The following is a 16,000-nucleotide window of genomic DNA, read 5'->3' as shown; positions in this document are numbered from 1 at the left end:
CCGGTCTAGAGTGGTATTTCTATACCGGTTTGAGGAAGGGTTGTCGATGGTCGAGTTGAAGACGGCAGCAGAGGTCGACGCCATGGCCGTCACGGGAGCGTTCATCGCGGAACTCCTCGACGACCTGGCCCGTCGCGCACAGGCCGGCGTCAACTTGCTCGACCTCGAGCAGCGGGCGCGTGAGCTGATCGGCGAGCGCGGTGCGCAATCCTGCTATTGGGATTACGACCCGTCCTTCGGCCGCGGGCCCTTCCGTAACGTGATCTGCCTGTCCGTCAATGACGCTGTGCTGCACGGACTTCCGCACGACTACGTGCTGCGCGACGGCGATCTGCTCAGCATGGACATCGCGGTGTCGATCGACGGGTGGGTCGCCGACTCGGCGCGCAGCATCATCGTCGGCACCCCACGCCCGGAAGACCAGCGGATCATCGAGGCCACCGAGCACGCGCTGGCCGCGGGCATCGGCGCGGCGCGTCCGGGCAACCGCCTGGGCGACATCTCGGCGGCCATCGGCGCGGTGTGCGCCGAGTACGGCTACCGGGTGAACACCGACTTCGGCGGCCACGGCCTGGGCCGCACGATGCACGAGGACCCGCACGTGTCGAACGTCGGACGCGCGGGCCGCGGGATGGTGCTGCGGCCGGGTCTGACACTGGCATTGGAGCCCTGGCTGGCCCTGGGCACGAACAGGATCGTCTACGACCCGGACGGGTGGACCATCCGCTCAGCCGACCGCTCCCGCGCGGCCCACAGCGAGCACACGATCGCGATCACGGATGGTGCGGCTCGGGTGCTGACGGCCCTGCCTGCTCGTCGGCGTCCATCGGCGGAGTCGGAATGCCGGCCGCCTTCGCAGCCTTCCGTCGCTTGTACCACTCCCAGATCATCGGGGTGATCGACGCGACCGCGATCAGGATGAAGATCGGCTCGAGGAGCTTCTGCACCACCTCGAACTGGCCGAGTCCGTAGCCCATCAGCGTCAGGCCCACGCCCCAGACCACGGCACCGAGCACGTTGAACGCGGTGAACAGGCCGTAGCTCATCTTCGCCGCACCCGCGGTGATGGGCGCCAGCGTGCGCACGATCGGCACGAACCGGGCGATCACGATCGCAAACGGTCCGCGCTGCTCGAAGAACAGGTGCGCCTCGTCGAGGTAGCGCTGCTTGAGCACCCGCGCGTTCGGCTTGAACATCGCGGTGCCCAGGCTGCGGCCGATCCAATACCCGACCTGGCCGCCGAGTACGGCGGCGATCGGGATGAACAGCAGCAGCTGCCACAGATGGAAGTTGGCGTCGACCGCTTCGCCGCGCGCGGCCGTACCCGCCGCCAGCATGCCGGCCACGAACAGCAGCGTGTCGCCCGGCAGGACCGGGAACAGCACACCGGACTCGACGAAGACGACGACGAGAATGCCGACGAGCGCCCAGGTGCCGAAGTAACCGATGAGGTTGATCGGGTCCAGGAAATCGGGCATCAGCGCGAGATTGTCGACGACCACGGCCACAAGGGTACCGGCGGCATAGGGTGAGGCATGCCCATGCACAAGGCTGTCCAGGTTCCCGAAGCCAACGCTGCGCTGACCGTCGTCGACGTCGACACCCCGTCGCCGTCGGCGGGTCACGTCCGGATCGACGTGGCCGCATGCGGCGTCTGCGGTACCGATCGTGAGTTCCATGCCGGGCACTTCCCGGGTTTGCAGTGGCCGCTGACGCTGGGCCACGAGATCGCCGGCTCCATCGCCGAGGTCGGCGACGGCGTCGAGGACTTCGCCGCCGGTGACCGCGTCGCGGTCGGCTGGTTCGGCGGCAACTGCAACCGCTGCATCCCGTGTCGGCAGGGGCACTTCATGCAGTGCGTGCGCATGGAGGTGCCGAGCTGGCACTACCCCGGCGGCTACGCGGAGTCGGTGACCGTGCCGGCCACCGCGCTGGCCCGCATCCCCGACGGGTTGTCGTTCGTCGAGGCGGCGCCGATGGGCTGCGCCGGGGTGACGACGTTCAATGGGTTACGCCAGACGCGCGCGAAAGCCGGCGACGTCGTCGCGATCCTCGGGGTGGGCGGCCTGGGCCACCTCGGCGTGCAGTTCGCGCGGGCGATGGGCTTCGAGACCGTCGCGATCGCGCGGGGTACCGGCAAGGCCGAGGAAGCCACGAAGCTCGGCGCGCATCACTACATCGATTCCACCGCCCAGGACGTCGCGGCCGAACTGCAGAAGCTCGGCGGGGCCGCGGTCGTTCTGGCGACGGCCAACAACGCCGAGGCGATGGCGGCCACCGTCGGCGGCCTGCGCCCCGCGGGCGAGCTGGTGGCAGTCGGCGTCACGCCGGAGAACCTGCCGATCAGCCCGCTGGACCTGATCAACTCCGGGCTCTCGGTGAGCGGCCACCCGTCGGGCACCTCCCGCGACGTCGAGGAGACCCTGCATTTCGCGGTGCTCAGCGGCGTGCGGGCGATGGTCGAGGAGCGGCCGTTGGCCGAGGCCGCCGAGGCGTTCCAGGCGATGGATTCGGGCAAGGCCCGCTATCGCATGGTTCTGACCGTGTGAGCGTCCACCGCACCTGAGATACTCCAACCACCCCAGCTGAGAGGAACAGTCATGCCCATCGCCACGCCCGAGGTCTACGCCGAAATGCTGAGCCGGGCCAAGGAGCACTCGTTCGCGTTCCCGGCGATCAACTGCGTCGGCTCGGAGAGCATCAACGCCGCGATCAAGGGCTTCGCCGACGCCGGCTCCGATGGCATCATCCAGTTCTCCACCGGCGGAACGGAATTCGCGTCGGGACTCGGTGTGAAGGACATGGTCACGGGTGCGGTGGCGCTGGCCGAGTTCGCGCACGTGATCGCCGACAAGTACGACATCACCGTCGCGCTGCACACCGACCACTGCCCCAAGGACAAGCTCGACGGGCTGGTCCGTCCGCTGCTCGCGATCTCTGCCGAGCGCGTCGCCAAGGGCCAGAATCCGCTGTTCCAGTCGCACATGTGGGACGGCTCCGCGGTGCCGATCGACGAGAACCTTGAGATCGCGCAGGAGCTGCTCAAGCAGGCCGCCGCCGCCAAGATCATCCTGGAGATCGAGATCGGCGTGGTCGGCGGCGAAGAGGACGGCGTCGAGGCCGAGATCAACGAGAAGCTCTACACCTCGCCCGAGGATTTCGAGAAGACCATCTCTGCGCTGGGCGCAGGCGAGCACGGCAAGTACCTGCTGGCCGCCACGTTCGGCAACGTGCACGGCGTCTACAAGCCGGGCAACGTCGTGCTCAAGCCTGAGGTGCTGGCCGAGGGGCAGAAGGTCGCGGCAGCCAAGCTCGGCCTGCCCGAGGGCTCCAAGCCGTTCGACTTCGTCTTCCACGGCGGCTCGGGCTCGCTGAAGTCGGAGATCGAGGATTCCCTGAAGTACGGCGTGGTGAAGATGAACGTCGACACCGACACCCAGTACGCGTTCACCCGGCCCATCGTCGGGCACATGTTCAGCAACTACGACGGTGTGCTCAAGGTGGACGGCGAGGTCGGCAACAAGAAGGTCTACGACCCGCGCAGCTACTTCAAGAAGGCCGAGGCGTCGATGGCCGAGCGCGTGGTCGAGGCGTGCAATGACCTGCACAGCGCAGGCCGGAGTGTGACCGCGGGCTGAACGAAGAGAAGCCCGCAATCAGATACCGCGGGCTAGCTGGTGGGGGCCTGGCAGATCTTCCACTGCTCGTCGGTGAACTCCAGGTCGAAGCTGCGCGTGGAGCGGGTCTGCGGCGCGTAGGCCATGAACGTGGTCACGTTCGCCTCGGCGTGCTCGCCGTTGACGACGACCTGATCGATGCTGGCGACGACGGGGTACTGCTTGGCCGCGGCGACGCGGGCGTGGGTCTGCTCCCACGCCTTGTCGTTGTAGGCGACGTAGCTGTCGCGGGTGCTGCCGCAGGTGATGCTGCGCAGCGCCGCCAGGTCGCCGTTCTGCACCGCGACGTCGAAGTCGGAGATGGTGGCGCGGACCTTGTCCTCCTGGGAGGCGGCCGGCGACGACCCGCGGGTGAGCAGGATGGTGCCGAGGATCGCGACGGCCGCGAGCGCGGCGATCACCAGCACGATCGCGATCACCCAGCCCCAGCTGCGCTTCTTGCCCGGCGGCTTGGGGGCGTCGTCGCGGGCCGGAATCTTTTGCGGCGCAACGTTTTGCGTGGCGAAGGCCTCGGTCTCGGCGGTGCCGCCGGTGCCGAAGACCTCGGTGGCCGGCTCGTGCGGCCGGTTGATGATCTGGGTGGACCCGGCGTCGAAGCCTGACGGTGCGGTGAACCGCCGCTCGCCTTCCGGCGGATCGGTGGGTTGTGTCGACGGGTCGGCCGGCGCGAACACCTCGGTGGCGGGCTCGTCCTGCGGGTGGGCTGCTTCGTCCGGTTGATCCGGGCCAGTGGGGTTCGACATCGGTGCTGCGGTCCTCCTGACGGCTACGGGCGAAGCTTATCCATCCGCGGTGACGATCGGATAACCCTGCACGGCACAATGGGGCCATGACTCGGATGGGCGATCTTCTCGGACCGGAACCTGTACTGCTGCCTGGCGATCCCGACGCCGAAGCCGAGCTCGACGCCGGGGAGAGCCCGGCGATCGTCGCCGCCGCGCATCCGTCGGCGTCGGTTGCGTGGGCCCAGCTGGCCGAGGATGCGCTCGACGCCGATCAGGCGATCACCGCGTACGCCTACGCGCGCACCGGTTATCACCGCGGCCTGGATCAGTTGCGCCGCAACGGCTGGAAGGGCTTCGGGCCGGTGCCCTTCGCCCACGAGCCCAACCGCGGCTTCCTGCGCTGCGTGGCGGCGCTGGCCCGCGCGGCCGATGCGATCGGTGAGGAGCCGGAGTTCCAGCGCTGCCTGGACCTGCTCGACGACTGCGATCCGGCAGCACGCGCCGAACTCGGCCTGGCTTAGATCCACAGCGCGGCGATCGTCTGAGACGACGCCCGTTCGACGGCCAGTACGTCCGGACGCAGGCGCTCCGCCGCCTCCCGCTGCTTTCGCGGTCCCGCCTCGGCGGCCTCGAGCACGTCGAGCATGTCCAGCGTGGCCCGCTGAAGGTCCCGCCGCGCGGTACGCGCGGAGAGGCTCTCCGCGTCGCCCGCTGCGGCGAACGGTTCGGCGAGAGCCAGCGCAGATTGGGTGGCCGTCAGCGCATCCGCGAGCCGCTGGGTCTCTTGTCGGCGCGCGAGCGCGAGGTACACCGCCAGCCCGATGGCGCAGCCGATCATCGTGTCGACGCCGCGGGTCAGCAGCAGGTGCCCGACCTGCCCGGGGGCCAGCGGGTGGCTGGCGGTGCCGATGGTCAGCGCGGTCGAGGTGATGAACACCGAGGCGAGCAGGTAGTTGCGGACCACCAGCATCTCGATCGCGAAGTTCAGCAGCGCGAGCACCGCGGCCAGCAGCCAGCCCTGCGGATGGATCACGATGATCGCCGCGGCCAGCGCCAGTCCGATCCAGGTGCCGACCAGCCGCTCGGCGCCGCGGCGCATTGCGTGCCAGAGCGGTGCGCCCTGGTGCAGGATCAGCACCGCGGCGGCCATCGCCCAGTACGCCCGGTCGATACCGAGCCCGACGGCGGCGAACCCCGCCAGCGGCACCCCGATCGCGACCCGGACCATCACCCGGCGTGTCTGCGAGCCGGTGCGCAGCGCGTCGCGCAGGAGACGCCACGCGGGCACGGGCGCGGGAGCACGTTGACCGGGGTCGCGGTGTGCGACCGCATCGGGGTCGGCGTCGAGTCGTCCGAGAGCGCGTGCCACATCGGCGGTGTCGGCGTCGGCGCGGGCGAACAGCACGTGCACGGCATGGGTGGCGGCGCGCAGTCGCTGCAGTTCGTGGCTCGCCGACGCGGCCGGCTGCTGGTCGATCAGGGCTGTCCACGCCTGATGGAGCGCGTGTGCCGCCTGACGCCGGGAGCTCTCCTCGGCCGGCCCGCCGATCGCGTCGAGGTAGCCCGCGACCCGTTCGGCGGCCGCCTGTACCGCCGCGCGTTCGGGGCGTCGGAATCCGGTGACCGCGCCGACCATCTGGACCGCCCAGGCGATGGCGCCGCCGGCGAGCACGAGTCCGCCGATCTGCCAGGGCTCCAGCCGGGACGCCGAGACGCCGATCCCGGCGGCGCAGGCGACGACGAACACGTACGCCCCCGGCGGCCCCACCCGCAGCGCACTGCACAGCCACACCGCGATCACCGCGACGGCGGAGACGGTCAGCACGCCGGCCCACGCCACGTCGGCCGCCCAGGAGCCGGCCGCGACGGCCAGTGCCAGCGCGAGTGCGACGACGGCGAGTTGGACAGCGCGACTGAGGTAGGGCCGGCCCACCCCGAACCGGGACGTGAAGGCCCCGAGGGTGGCGATCAGGCCGGCGCCGAGGTCGCCCGCGGCCACGCCGACGAGGACGGGGATGGCGGTGCTGACCGCAGCGCGCAGCGCGACGGGCAGCCGGGCGGGGCTACCGGTTCTGGCTTTCGCACTCGCAGTCGGCGGCCGAATCCGGCGGCTCGACCTGCACGGTCGCGTGGTCGAGCCCGCGCGCGGTGAGCACGGCGCGCGCGTCGTCGAGGACCAGCGCCGAGTTGCGCCGGCTGGTCAGGTGGGCGGTCACCATGTCCTTGCCGGGCACCAGCGTCCAGACGTGCAGATCGTGGACCTCGGTCACGCCCTCCACCGCGCACAGTGCGGAGCGGAGTTCGTCGACGTCGATGTGGCTGGGCGAGCTCTCCGAGAGGATGCGCAGCGCGGCGCGGGCCAATGCGATCGCCCGGGGCAGTACCCACAGTGCGACGAGCACCGCGACGACGACGTCGGCGTAGGGCCACCGGGTGGTGACGGTGACGATGCCCGCGATCAGGACGCCGATGCTGCCGACGGTGTCGGCGACGACCTCCATGTAGGCGCCCTTGACCGCGAGGCTGCTCTCCGACTGCGACCGCAGCAGGAGCACGACCAGCGCGTTGGCGAGCAGTCCGGCGAGCGCGACGACGATCATCGGCACACCGGGCACGTCCGGCGCACCCCCGAGCCGCTCGAACGCCTCGTACAGGATGAACCCGGCGACGCCGATCAGCAGCACCGCGTTGGCGACCGCGGTGAACACTTCGGCACGGTGCCATCCGTAGGTCCGCGACGGGGAGGTGCTGCCGCGCTTGGCCAGCAGCACCGCGGTCAGCCCCATGAACATCGCGACGAGGTCGGTGAGCATGTGGCCGGCGTCGGCCAGCAGCGCGATCGAGTTGATGGCGAGCGCGGTGCCCAGTTCCACGGCGAAGAACACCGTCAGGATCGCCGCGGCGATCACCATCCGCGAGACGCGCGCATCGCCCCCGTGGCTGTGGTCGTGTCCCGCACCCATGCCGGCGAATATATGCGTACTAACGCATATATGGCAAGACGCTACTGCCAGGCCGACCAGAACCGCGTCAGCTCGCCGCCCACGGCCGACAAGTACGCCGGCACTCCGGACAGCTCGAACAGCGCGTAGACCCCGGAGAAGAACCACTGGTTCACGCCCGGGGCGAAGAGCAGCAGGATCAGCAGCAGGAAGCCCCACTGCTTGGCCGGCGCCACCGCCCGCTGCGTCTGGGGGCTCAGGTGCGGCTCGAGCGCTCCGTAGCCGTCGAGCCCGGGGATCGGCAGGATGTTCAACAGGAACGCGGTGATCTGCAGGAACCCGAGGAACGCGACCCCGGCCCAGAACACCGAGTGCCCGGGGTCGTAGAACAGCCGGGTCGCCGTCAGCAGCACGATCGCGCACACGACGTTCGCCGCCGGCCCGGCCAGGCTGATCACCGTGCGCTGCCACGCGCCCATCCAGCCGGTCCGCAGGTACACCGCGCCGCCGGGTAGCCCGATCCCGCCGAGCGCGATGAACAGCACCGGCAGGCCCAGCGACAGCAGCGGATGCGAGTACTTCAGCGGGTTGAGCTTCAGATAGCCGCGCGCCTCGACGTCGCGGTCACCGAACCGCCACGCCGAGTAGGCATGCCCGAATTCGTGCAGGCACAGCGAGATCAGCCAGCCGAAGATCACGAACACGAACACCCCGAGATAGGCCATCGGCCCGACTTCGGCGGCCGACAGCCACGCCGCCACCCCGCCGGCGGCCGTCACGGCGATCAGGACGAGGAACAGGGGGCTCGGCCGTACCGACTGGCGCAGCGGGCCCCCGCCTCTGATCACGCTCACGCACCCACGCTACCTGCGGCCGACGCGCAACCAGCCCTGCGTGTGGCGGTAGAACGTGGAGCGTCGCACCGGCCGCGGCCCGGGAGCGCCGTCGCGCACCACCTGCGCGCCGGTGGTGCCCAGTTGCGCGGCCCGGCCGGCCACCCACCGCCGCGGCCGCCACCGCCCGGTCTCCACCGCCGCGCGCAACCCCGGCAGCTGCCGGGTCGGCTCCACACGCACCCCGGTCACCTCACCGTCGAACAGCACGGTGTCGTCGACGACGGCCTCGCCGTGCAGGGTGCGCTCGCCCTCGGGCGGCCGCCACAGCGCGGCGCCGACGACGACGGAGCCGGTCTCGTCCCTGATCAGGGGGACCCGGGTGGCCGGGGCGTGCACCGCCCGGCGGGCGCCGAACGCGCGGCGGACGTGAGCCACCTCGACGTCGAGACGATCGGCACGCAGCAGCGCCTTCAGCACGGCCGCCAGGTCGGCCTCGGCGCCGACCACGACGACGCGGCGCCACGTCCCGACCTGGTCCAGATCGGTGCCCGGAAGCTCGCGCAGCGGGCGCGGCACCCGGGCGCCGCCGGGGTTGCACACCGCGACAGACGGGGGTACAGCGCGCGATCGGATAAGGTAGCTCACCGGCTGCACACACTATGCACAGCATTCGAGCGGGAGAGGCGCGGCATGCCGGCAATCGTCCTCATCGGCGCCCAGTGGGGCGACGAGGGCAAAGGTAAGGCCACCGACCTGCTCGGTGGACGGGTTCAATGGGTGGTGCGCTACCAGGGCGGCAACAACGCCGGCCACACGGTGGTGCTTCCGACGGGGGAGAACTTCGCCCTGCACCTCATTCCGTCGGGCATTCTGACGCCCGGCGTGACCAACGTGATCGGCAACGGCGTCGTCGTCGACCCGGGCGTGCTGCTGACCGAGCTGCGCGGACTCGAAGACCGCGGCGTGGACACCGATCGGCTGCTCCTGTCGGCCGACGCGCACCTGCTGATGCCCTATCACGTGGCCATCGACAAGGTCGTGGAGCGCTACGCAGGAAGCAAGAAGATCGGCACCACCGGCCGCGGTATCGGCCCGTGCTACCAGGACAAGATCGCCCGGCAGGGCATCCGCGTCGCCGACGTGCTGGACCCGAATCTGCTGGCCGAAAAGATCGAGGGCGCACTGGAATTCAAGAACCAGGTGCTGGTCAAGATCTACAACCGCAAGGCGCTCGACGCCGGCGAGGTGGTCGACAACCTGCTGGCCCAGGCCGAGGGTTTCCGGCATCGCATCGCCGACACCCGCCTCCTGCTCAACACCGCACTCGAGCAGGGTGAGACCGTGCTGCTCGAGGGATCGCAGGGCACGCTGCTCGACGTCGACCACGGCACGTATCCCTTTGTCACGTCGTCGAATCCGACGTCCGGGGGAGCGGCCGTCGGTTCGGGAATCGGGCCCACCCGCATCACGACGGTGCTCGGCATCCTGAAGGCCTACACGACGCGCGTCGGGTCGGGGCCGTTCCCGACCGAGCTGTTCGACGAACACGGCGAATACCTGGCCAAGACCGGCGGCGAGATCGGGGTCACCACCGGCCGGCGGCGCCGCTGCGGCTGGTTCGACGCCGTCATCGCCCGGTACGCGACCAGGGTCAACGGCATCACCGACTACTTCCTGACCAAGCTGGACGTGCTGTCGAGCCTGGAGACGGTGCCGATCTGCGTCGGCTACACCGTGGACGGCAAGCGGACCGACGAGATGCCGATGACGCAGACCGACATCGCCCACGCCGAGCCGATCTACGAGGAACTGCCCGGCTGGTGGGAGGACATCTCCGGGGCGCGGGAGTTCGACGACCTGCCCGCCAAGGCACGCGACTACGTGCTGCGCTTGGAAGAGCTCGCCGGTGCACATGTCTCGTGCATCGGCGTCGGTCCCGGCCGCGACCAGACCATCGTGCGCCGCGACGTGCTGGCGTGACGGATGCGGCCCGGGGCGGCTTCCCTGACCTCCAGCCGGTCACCCCGCCGCCCGGGTTCGCTCGATTCCTGACGGCGATGCGCCGCGCCCAGGACCTCGCGGTGTCTGCCGCCCCGGACGCGGCGACGTGGGACGACGCTGCCGATCAGGTGGAACGGCTGGTCGAACTCCTCACCCCGTTCGAGGCCGACGAAGGGGTGGGCCCGGCGAACCGCGCACCGTCGCTGCCGGGCACCGGAAGCTTGCTGATGCCGCCGTATCGCATCATTTCTTTCACTGACGCAGGCGTCGAACTGCAGGTAGAGTTCAGTCGGTTCTCGGTGGGCGGGAACCGTGCCGTCCACGGCGGAGTGTTGCCGTTGTTGTTCGACAGCGTGTTCGGAATGGTCATCCATGCCACCGGGCGCCCGATCAGCCGGACCGCGTTCCTGCACGTGGACTATCGCAACGTGACACCGATCGACACGGTGCTCACCGCGAAGGGCTGGCTGCGCGAGGCGCAGGGGCGCAAGGCGTTCGTCAACGCCGAGCTGCTCGGCCCGGACGGCACAGTGCTCGCCGAGGCGAACGGACTGATGATCAGGCTGCTCCCCGGACAGCCCTAGCGCTGCTTCTCAGGGGGGCGATGGACAAGGGCTTACGCGAGTACCTGCTGATCTGGTGGCGGCAGCCGTTCGACTACGAATGGACCAGGCGTCATCTGCAGTCTCGCGGGCTGATGCGCATCCATCAGCTGTTCATCGGATCGTTCACGTTGCTCTACGGGGTGACCGCGCTGCTGACCGTGGTGTGGGCGGCCCGCGACGGCGGCGGGGTGAACGGCCGTCCGCTGGTGATCGCAGTGGCGGTCAGTTCCGCGATCGTGGGCGTGATCTGGATCGTCGGGCCTGCAGTGACCGAGCGGCAGTCCCAGGCCTTCGCGATCTATGCCGACCTCGGCACCATCGCCGTGATCGCCTGCTATCAGGACGCGTTCACCGCGATGCCGGGCTTGGCGCTGCTCGCCGCCAACGGCATCTACATCGTGGTGCTGCACGGCCCGCGCGCACTGGCGGCGCATCTCGTGTTCACCGTGGTGGCGTTCGCGGTGCTGTACGGCATCGCCCTCGCCCAGGGCACCAACGCGACGAGTGTCGTCACCATCCGCCTGCTGGTCCTGTTGCCGACCGTGATCGGGGTGCAGGTGATCGTGCAGTCCTACCTGCTGGCGTTGCGGATGGGCGCAGTGGATTCGCTGTACGACCCGCTGACCGGGCTGCTCAACCGGCGCGGCCTGGAGGACGAGGTGGCCGGACTGGTGTCCGAGGACGGCGCCCACCTCGGCGTGCTGGCCGTCGACATCGACAAGTTCAAGACGATCAACGACGGCCACGGCCACGACGTCGGCGACGCGGTGCTGGTGGCCGTGGCCGACGCCATCCGGAGTGCGGTGGCAGCCGCGGACGTGCGGTCGCTGATTGCGCGCACCGGCGGAGAGGAATTCGCGGTGGTGGTCCTCGGGCCGCCGACGGCCGTGCGCTCGGTCGGCGGGCAGCTGCACGACGCGGTGGCCCGGTGTGGCGCCGCGGTGGTGCCGACGGTCAGCGTCGGCGTCGCGACGGCGTGGAGCACCGACCGGGAAGCCTCGTCGACGGTGCGTTCGCTGCTCGAGCTGGCCGACGGCGCGATGTACCGGGCGAAGAGCGTCGGCGGCAACCAGACCGTGGTCGTCGGCGACGGACTCGCCGCCGAACACTGAGCGTGCGTGTCACGATGACGCGCATGACGGAGCCTTCGGGTCGGCAACTGCACAGCCTCACCACCCCGCGTGCCGCGGCGTTGGCCGGAGTGGTGTTCGCGCTGCTGTTCGCGGCGGTGCTCGTGGCGCTGCGTCTGCCAGAGCCGGCGACGAGCACCCGGCTGCGCATCTCGATCGTGCTGACGCCGTTCGCGGGCATCGCGTTCCTGTGGTTCATCGGCGTCGTGCGGGACAGCCTGGGCCGGCTCGAGGACCGGTTCTTCACCACCGTGTTCATCGGCAGCGGGCTGCTGTTCCTGGCGATGGTGTTCGCCGGGACGGCGGTCGAAGCGGGTCTGCTGGCCGGCAGGAAGGCCGGTATCGAGGCGGACCCGGAAGTGGTGGCGTTCGCCCACGGATTGCTGGTGGCGCTCACCAACACCTATGCGCTGCGGATGGCGGCGGTGTTCATGATGTCGCTGGCCACCATCTGGCTGCGGACTGGATTGATGGCGCGCTGGCTGGTGGTGACGACGTATCTGGTCGCCGTCAGCGTGCTCATCGCCGGTGATGTCACCCCGTGGATGACGTTGACGTTCCCGGCGTGGGTGCTGGTGGTCAGCCTGCTGATGCTGCGTCGTCCCCCGAGCGGTCCTGCAGTGCCAATGCCGCTGCCGGACAGAGGTTGACGGCCTGCTGTGCCCGGTCCTCGGCGTCGCCGCTCACCTCGTCGGTGAGCACGACGACCACGCCGTCGTCGTCCTGGTCGAAGACGTCACCGGCGACCATCACGCAGTTGCCGGACTGGATGCAGATCTCCCGATCGGCGCTGACCCTGCTCACCAGCGCACCCCCAGCGATGCCACGCCGTAGATGAAGTGGAAGGACCGGAACGCGATCTCGTCCGTGTCCTCGGTCAGCGTCAACGTCGGGAATCGGCGCAGCAGTGCCGGGAAGGCGATCTGCATCTCCATGCGCGCCAGCGGCGCACCCAGACAGTGGTGCACGCCGTGGCCGAAGGCCAGATGCCCCGGTGCGCCCCGGCGGATGTCCAATTGTTCTGGCGCAGGAATGAATTCGGGGTCTCGATTGGCGGCGGGCAGTGAGGCGAACACCAGCCGGCCCGCCGGGATCTCCACCCCGGCGATCTCGACGTCGGTGGTGGTGATGCGCGGAATCGAGGTGTGCACGATCGACAGGTAGCGCAGCAGCTCCTCGACGGCGGGACCCACCGCGGCGGGATCGTCGCGCACGGCGGCCATCTGGTCGGGATGGCTCAGCAGCGCCACCGTGCCGAGCGCGAGCATGTTCGACGTGGTCTCGTGGCCGGCGAGCAGGAGGAGTCCGGCGATGCCGATCAGTTCGTCGTCGGTGAGGTCGTCGCCATGTTCGCGCACCAGCATGCCGAGGATGTCCTCGCCCGGAGCGGCCCGGGCTCGGTCGACCAGCGAGCCCATGTAGGCGCGGCCCTCCTGCTGCAGCTGCAGCCGTTCGGGGATCGGGGCGGACAGGTCGAGCTGACGCGCGCTGCGGCGTTGGAAGTCGTCGCGATCGGCGTAGGGCACGCCGAGCAGTTCGCAGATCACCAGCGAGGGGATCGGCAGCGTGACGTGTTCGACGAGGTCGGCAGGGGAGCCGGCGGCTTCGAGCGCGTCGAGTTGCGCGTCGACGATCTCGACGATGCGGGGCTGCAGCCGCTGGATCCGCCGGATCGTGAACTCCGGGGTCAGCATGCGCCGAAGCCGTTGGTGCTCGGGCGGATCGAGGCCCAGCAGGTTGCCGGCGCGGTTCCGCGCGGCCTCCTCCTCGTCGATGAGGGGTGCCCCGGGGACGACGAAGCCGGGCGGCCTCCCGTTGGAGAACCGCGCGTGGTCGCTGAGCACTGTCTTGACGTCCTCGTGGCGGGTGACGAGGAAGACCTGCATGCCGAAGGCGTTGGTGACGCTCGCGACGCCGACGCTGTCGCGGATCTGGGCGAGCGCGGGTGTCGGGTCGAGGGCGTCGCGGCGCATGTGCAGCGGCGGCAGCCCGGCCTCCGGTTCGGTGCGGGTATCGGCCTGACTCATCTCTCGACGCTACCTGACCGTTAGCCCAGCTACCTTTCCGCTCGCAGCGCCGGCCACCAGATCTTCGGACCGATGAGCGTGAACAGCGCCGGGATGACGACGGTGCGCACCACGAACGTGTCCAGCAAAATGCCGAGCCCGACGATGATGCCGACCTGCGTCAGCGCGATCAGTGGCAGCACGCCGAGGACGCAGAACACCGCGGCGAGTACGATCCCGGCGCTGGTGATCACCGCTCCGGTCGCCGAGACGGCCCGCACGATGCCGTCTCGGGTGCCGTGCGCGGGCGTCTCTTCCCGGGCGCGGGTCACCAGGAAGATCGTGTAGTCGACGCCGAGCGCGACCAGGAACAGCAGCGCGAACAGCGGCACCGTGTTGTCCAGCGCGGGGAAGCCGAACAGGTGCACGCTGGCCCAGCCGCCCAGACCGAGCGCAGCCAGCGCACTGAGCACGGTGATCGCGACCAGGATCACCGGCGCCAACGCCGAGCGCAGCAGCACGAACAGCACCAGCAGCACGACGGCGAGGATCGCGGGCACGACCAGCGCGCGGTCGTGGCCGGCGGCGCCGGCAGCGTCGCGGGCCTTGGCGTCCGAGCCGCCGACCAGACCGTTGGGGTCGGCGCCGTGCACGGCGGCACGCAGCGCGTCGACGGTGTCGAAGGCCTGGTCGGAGGCCGGTTCGGCGGCCAGCACGACAGACCACTGGGTCAGGCCCTGCGGCGAGGTGCCGGTCGGGTTGGCGGAGACGACGCCGGGGGTGCCGGTGATCGCCTGCTGGACGGCGTCGGTGCGCTCGGTGGAGGCGATGACGACCGTGGGATCGGTGACGCCGCTCGGGAAGTGGTCGGCGAGGGTCTCGAAACCGCTGACCGATTCGGCCTGCACGCGGAACTGTTCGGTCTGCGACAGCCCGATGGGCGTTTTCAGCAGCCCCGTGCACAGCAGTGCGAGCACCCCGATCGCGACGACGGCGACGACGACGGGCTTGCGCGCCACCCCGGCGGCGACGCGATGCCATGCGCCGCCTTCGGTCAGTGCGGTCGCACCGAGGCGCGGGATGAACGGCCAGAACAGTTTTCGCCCGAACAGGTCGAGGAACGGCGGTAGTACCAGCAGTACGAACACGGCGGCGACGACCAGGCCGGACGCGGCCTGGACTCCGAGGCTGCGGGTGCTGGGGGAGGACGCGAGCAGCAGGGTCAGCAGCGCGAGGACCACGGTCGCGTTGCTCGCGATGATCGCCGGCCCGGCTCTGCGCACCGCTGTGGTGAGCGCATCGTGGTGAGACTGGTGGCGGCCCAGTTCTTCCCGGTATCGGGAGATGAGCAGCAGCGCGTAGTTGGTGCCGGCACCGAACACCAGCACGCTGGTGATGCCGGCCGTCGACCCGTCCGGGGACATGCCCAGCGCCTCGGCGACGGCCGTGCCCACCACGCCGCCGACGCGGTCGGCGAACGCGATCACCAGCAGCGGCACCAGCCACAGCACGGGCGAGCGGTAGGTGACGATCAGCAGCAGGGCCACCACCGCGGCGGTGACGGCGAGCAGCGTGATGTTTGCGCCGGAGAAGGAGTCGGCGATGTCGGCGCCGAACGCGGGACCACCGGTGACCTGCGCGCGCAGGTCTGTGGGCAGGCCGTCGCCGGCTGCGGTGCGCAGCTTCGTGACCTCGTCGCCGAGCGCGAAGCCGGACAGATCGGCCGGCAGCGGGACCACGGCGATCGCGGCCTGGCCGTCCTCGGAGACCTGGACGGGAGGGCCGCCGGGTCCGGTGTCGCCGGCGGCGGCCAGCATGCGCTCGCGCGCCGCGTCGGCGGCGGCCCGGTCGGCGGGGCTCAACGCTGCGCCGTCAGTGCGGGTCAGCACCAGCAGCGCCGGTGCCTTGTCACCGCCGGGGAAGTCGGCACGTAGCGCGTCGGCGCGCGTCGACTCGGCGCCGGCGGGTACCGGCACCGGCGACTGCTCACCGGAGGAACCGCCGCTCAGCAGCCCGAGGGCGGCTCCGGACGCGATGAGGATCACCAGCGCGATCAACCACGACAGTCGTCTGCTCAT

The 16,000-nt window shown here is 70.2% G+C and carries 16 protein-coding genes and 1 pseudogene; 8 read left to right on the top strand and 9 right to left on the bottom strand.

Annotated features, from left to right (window positions below; translation table 11 throughout):
* Positions 1–46: 46 nt before the first annotated feature.
* Positions 47–802, top strand: a pseudogene (map, locus tag DMB80_RS13985) (type I methionyl aminopeptidase); the annotation flags it as partial.
* Here the strand turns inward: map and DMB80_RS13980 are convergent.
* A complete protein-coding gene (locus tag DMB80_RS13980; RefSeq protein WP_240431188.1) occupies positions 774–1,478 on the bottom strand; it encodes a DedA family protein in 705 nt (234 codons plus the stop codon). The pseudogene map and the gene DMB80_RS13980 sit on opposite strands and share 29 nt — an antisense overlap.
* Positions 1,479–1,535: 57 nt before the next feature.
* Between DMB80_RS13980 and DMB80_RS13975 the strand changes: the two genes are divergently transcribed.
* Positions 1,536–2,549: an alcohol dehydrogenase catalytic domain-containing protein gene (locus tag DMB80_RS13975; protein ID WP_111510382.1), complete on the top strand. Its 1,014-nt coding sequence runs from the start codon at positions 1,536–1,538 to the stop codon at positions 2,547–2,549.
* Between the two features lie 51 nt (positions 2,550–2,600).
* Entirely contained in the window at positions 2,601–3,638 is a 1,038-nt protein-coding gene (gene fbaA / locus DMB80_RS13970) for a class II fructose-bisphosphate aldolase (RefSeq protein ID WP_046364742.1), read from the top strand.
* A 32-nt stretch (positions 3,639–3,670) separates the two neighbouring features.
* Here fbaA and DMB80_RS13965 read toward each other — a convergent pair whose 3' ends face one another.
* Complete coding sequence (locus tag DMB80_RS13965; RefSeq protein ID WP_111510381.1) at positions 3,671–4,420, bottom strand: Rv0361 family membrane protein; 750 nt, start codon at positions 4,418–4,420, stop codon at positions 3,671–3,673.
* Between the two features lie 86 nt (positions 4,421–4,506).
* On the opposite strand from DMB80_RS13965, the gene DMB80_RS13960 reads away from it, so the two are divergent.
* Positions 4,507–4,923 (top strand): DUF3151 domain-containing protein, encoded by a 417-nt coding sequence (locus DMB80_RS13960; protein ID WP_111510380.1) that lies wholly within the window; start codon positions 4,507–4,509, stop codon positions 4,921–4,923.
* Here the strand turns inward: DMB80_RS13960 and DMB80_RS13955 are convergent.
* The 4 genes from DMB80_RS13955 to DMB80_RS13940 all read right to left on the bottom strand — a co-directional run bounded on the left by DMB80_RS13955 (position 4,920) and on the right by DMB80_RS13940 (position 8,780).
* Complete coding sequence (locus tag DMB80_RS13955) at positions 4,920–6,401, bottom strand: FUSC family protein (RefSeq protein ID WP_111510379.1); 1,482 nt, start codon at positions 6,399–6,401, stop codon at positions 4,920–4,922. The two genes, DMB80_RS13960 and DMB80_RS13955, sit on opposite strands and share 4 nt — an antisense overlap.
* 64 nt (positions 6,402–6,465) lie before the next feature.
* Entirely contained in the window at positions 6,466–7,365 is a 900-nt protein-coding gene (locus DMB80_RS13950) for a cation diffusion facilitator family transporter (RefSeq protein WP_111510378.1), read from the bottom strand.
* 41 nt (positions 7,366–7,406) lie between these two features.
* On the bottom strand, positions 7,407–8,198 hold the full coding sequence (locus DMB80_RS13945) for a site-2 protease family protein (protein WP_240431182.1): 792 nt from the start codon (positions 8,196–8,198) through the stop codon (positions 7,407–7,409).
* Between the two features lie 9 nt (positions 8,199–8,207).
* Positions 8,208–8,780: a peptidase M50 gene (locus tag DMB80_RS13940; protein ID WP_111510377.1), complete on the bottom strand. Its 573-nt coding sequence runs from the start codon at positions 8,778–8,780 to the stop codon at positions 8,208–8,210.
* 90 nt (positions 8,781–8,870) lie between these two features.
* On the opposite strand from DMB80_RS13940, the gene DMB80_RS13935 reads away from it, so the two are divergent.
* Genes DMB80_RS13935 through DMB80_RS13920 form a run of 4 tightly spaced genes read left to right on the top strand, consistent with a single transcriptional unit; the run spans position 8,871 to position 12,566 of the window.
* Positions 8,871–10,160 carry an adenylosuccinate synthase gene (locus tag DMB80_RS13935; RefSeq protein ID WP_111510376.1) on the top strand — a complete coding sequence of 430 codons (1,290 nt, stop codon included), beginning with the start codon at positions 8,871–8,873 and terminating at the stop codon, positions 10,158–10,160.
* Positions 10,157–10,765, top strand: a complete 609-nt coding sequence (locus tag DMB80_RS13930; RefSeq protein ID WP_240431181.1) for a PaaI family thioesterase — start codon at positions 10,157–10,159, stop codon at positions 10,763–10,765. Before DMB80_RS13935 ends, DMB80_RS13930 begins: the two co-directional genes overlap by 4 nt.
* 20 nt (positions 10,766–10,785) lie before the next feature.
* The gene (locus tag DMB80_RS13925) at positions 10,786–11,898 is read left to right on the top strand and encodes a GGDEF domain-containing protein (RefSeq protein ID WP_111510375.1); all 1,113 of its coding nucleotides are present in this window, start codon (positions 10,786–10,788) and stop codon (positions 11,896–11,898) included.
* A gap of 23 nt (positions 11,899–11,921) precedes the next feature.
* Entirely contained in the window at positions 11,922–12,566 is a 645-nt protein-coding gene (locus tag DMB80_RS13920) for a hypothetical protein (protein ID WP_111510411.1), read from the top strand.
* Here the strand turns inward: DMB80_RS13920 and DMB80_RS13915 are convergent.
* Genes DMB80_RS13915 through DMB80_RS13905 form a run of 3 tightly spaced genes read right to left on the bottom strand, consistent with a single transcriptional unit; the run spans position 12,496 to position 16,000 of the window.
* The gene (locus DMB80_RS13915) at positions 12,496–12,666 is read right to left on the bottom strand and encodes a 4Fe-4S domain-containing protein (RefSeq protein WP_240431187.1); all 171 of its coding nucleotides are present in this window, start codon (positions 12,664–12,666) and stop codon (positions 12,496–12,498) included. The two genes, DMB80_RS13920 and DMB80_RS13915, sit on opposite strands and share 71 nt — an antisense overlap.
* Before the next feature lie 50 nt (positions 12,667–12,716).
* Positions 12,717–13,943 carry a cytochrome P450 gene (locus DMB80_RS13910; protein ID WP_111510373.1) on the bottom strand — a complete coding sequence of 409 codons (1,227 nt, stop codon included), beginning with the start codon at positions 13,941–13,943 and terminating at the stop codon, positions 12,717–12,719.
* A gap of 29 nt (positions 13,944–13,972) precedes the next feature.
* The gene (locus DMB80_RS13905) at positions 13,973–16,000 is read right to left on the bottom strand and encodes an MMPL family transporter (protein ID WP_111510372.1); all 2,028 of its coding nucleotides are present in this window, start codon (positions 15,998–16,000) and stop codon (positions 13,973–13,975) included.

The organism is Mycobacterium kyogaense, assembly GCF_003254575.1.
Taxonomy (GTDB): Bacteria; Actinomycetota; Actinomycetes; order Mycobacteriales; family Mycobacteriaceae; genus Mycobacterium; species Mycobacterium kyogaense.
The sequence above is the reverse complement of the archived record's forward strand: the minus strand, read 5'-3'. Positions and strand labels throughout refer to the sequence as shown.

Excerpts from the sequence above, each read along its gene's own strand:
- DMB80_RS13980 (WP_240431188.1), bottom strand. The coding sequence starts at position 1,478 with ATGCCCGATTTCCTGGACCCGATCAACCTCATCGGTTACTTCGGCACC.
- DMB80_RS13975 (WP_111510382.1), top strand. The coding sequence starts at position 1,536 with ATGCCCATGCACAAGGCTGTCCAGGTTCCCGAAGCCAACGCTGCGCTG.
- fbaA (WP_046364742.1), top strand. The coding sequence starts at position 2,601 with ATGCCCATCGCCACGCCCGAGGTCTACGCCGAAATGCTGAGCCGGGCC.
- DMB80_RS13965 (WP_111510381.1), bottom strand. The coding sequence starts at position 4,420 with ATGTCGAACCCCACTGGCCCGGATCAACCGGACGAAGCAGCCCACCCG.
- DMB80_RS13960 (WP_111510380.1), top strand. The coding sequence starts at position 4,507 with ATGACTCGGATGGGCGATCTTCTCGGACCGGAACCTGTACTGCTGCCT.
- DMB80_RS13950 (WP_111510378.1), bottom strand. The coding sequence starts at position 7,365 with ATGGGTGCGGGACACGACCACAGCCACGGGGGCGATGCGCGCGTCTCG.
- DMB80_RS13935 (WP_111510376.1), top strand. The coding sequence starts at position 8,871 with ATGCCGGCAATCGTCCTCATCGGCGCCCAGTGGGGCGACGAGGGCAAA.
- DMB80_RS13925 (WP_111510375.1), top strand. The coding sequence starts at position 10,786 with ATGGACAAGGGCTTACGCGAGTACCTGCTGATCTGGTGGCGGCAGCCG.
- DMB80_RS13920 (WP_111510411.1), top strand. The coding sequence starts at position 11,922 with ATGACGGAGCCTTCGGGTCGGCAACTGCACAGCCTCACCACCCCGCGT.
- DMB80_RS13915 (WP_240431187.1), bottom strand. The coding sequence starts at position 12,666 with ATGGTCGCCGGTGACGTCTTCGACCAGGACGACGACGGCGTGGTCGTC.
- DMB80_RS13910 (WP_111510373.1), bottom strand. The coding sequence starts at position 13,943 with ATGAGTCAGGCCGATACCCGCACCGAACCGGAGGCCGGGCTGCCGCCG.
- DMB80_RS13905 (WP_111510372.1), bottom strand. The coding sequence starts at position 16,000 with ATGAGCAGACGACTGTCGTGGTTGATCGCGCTGGTGATCCTCATCGCG.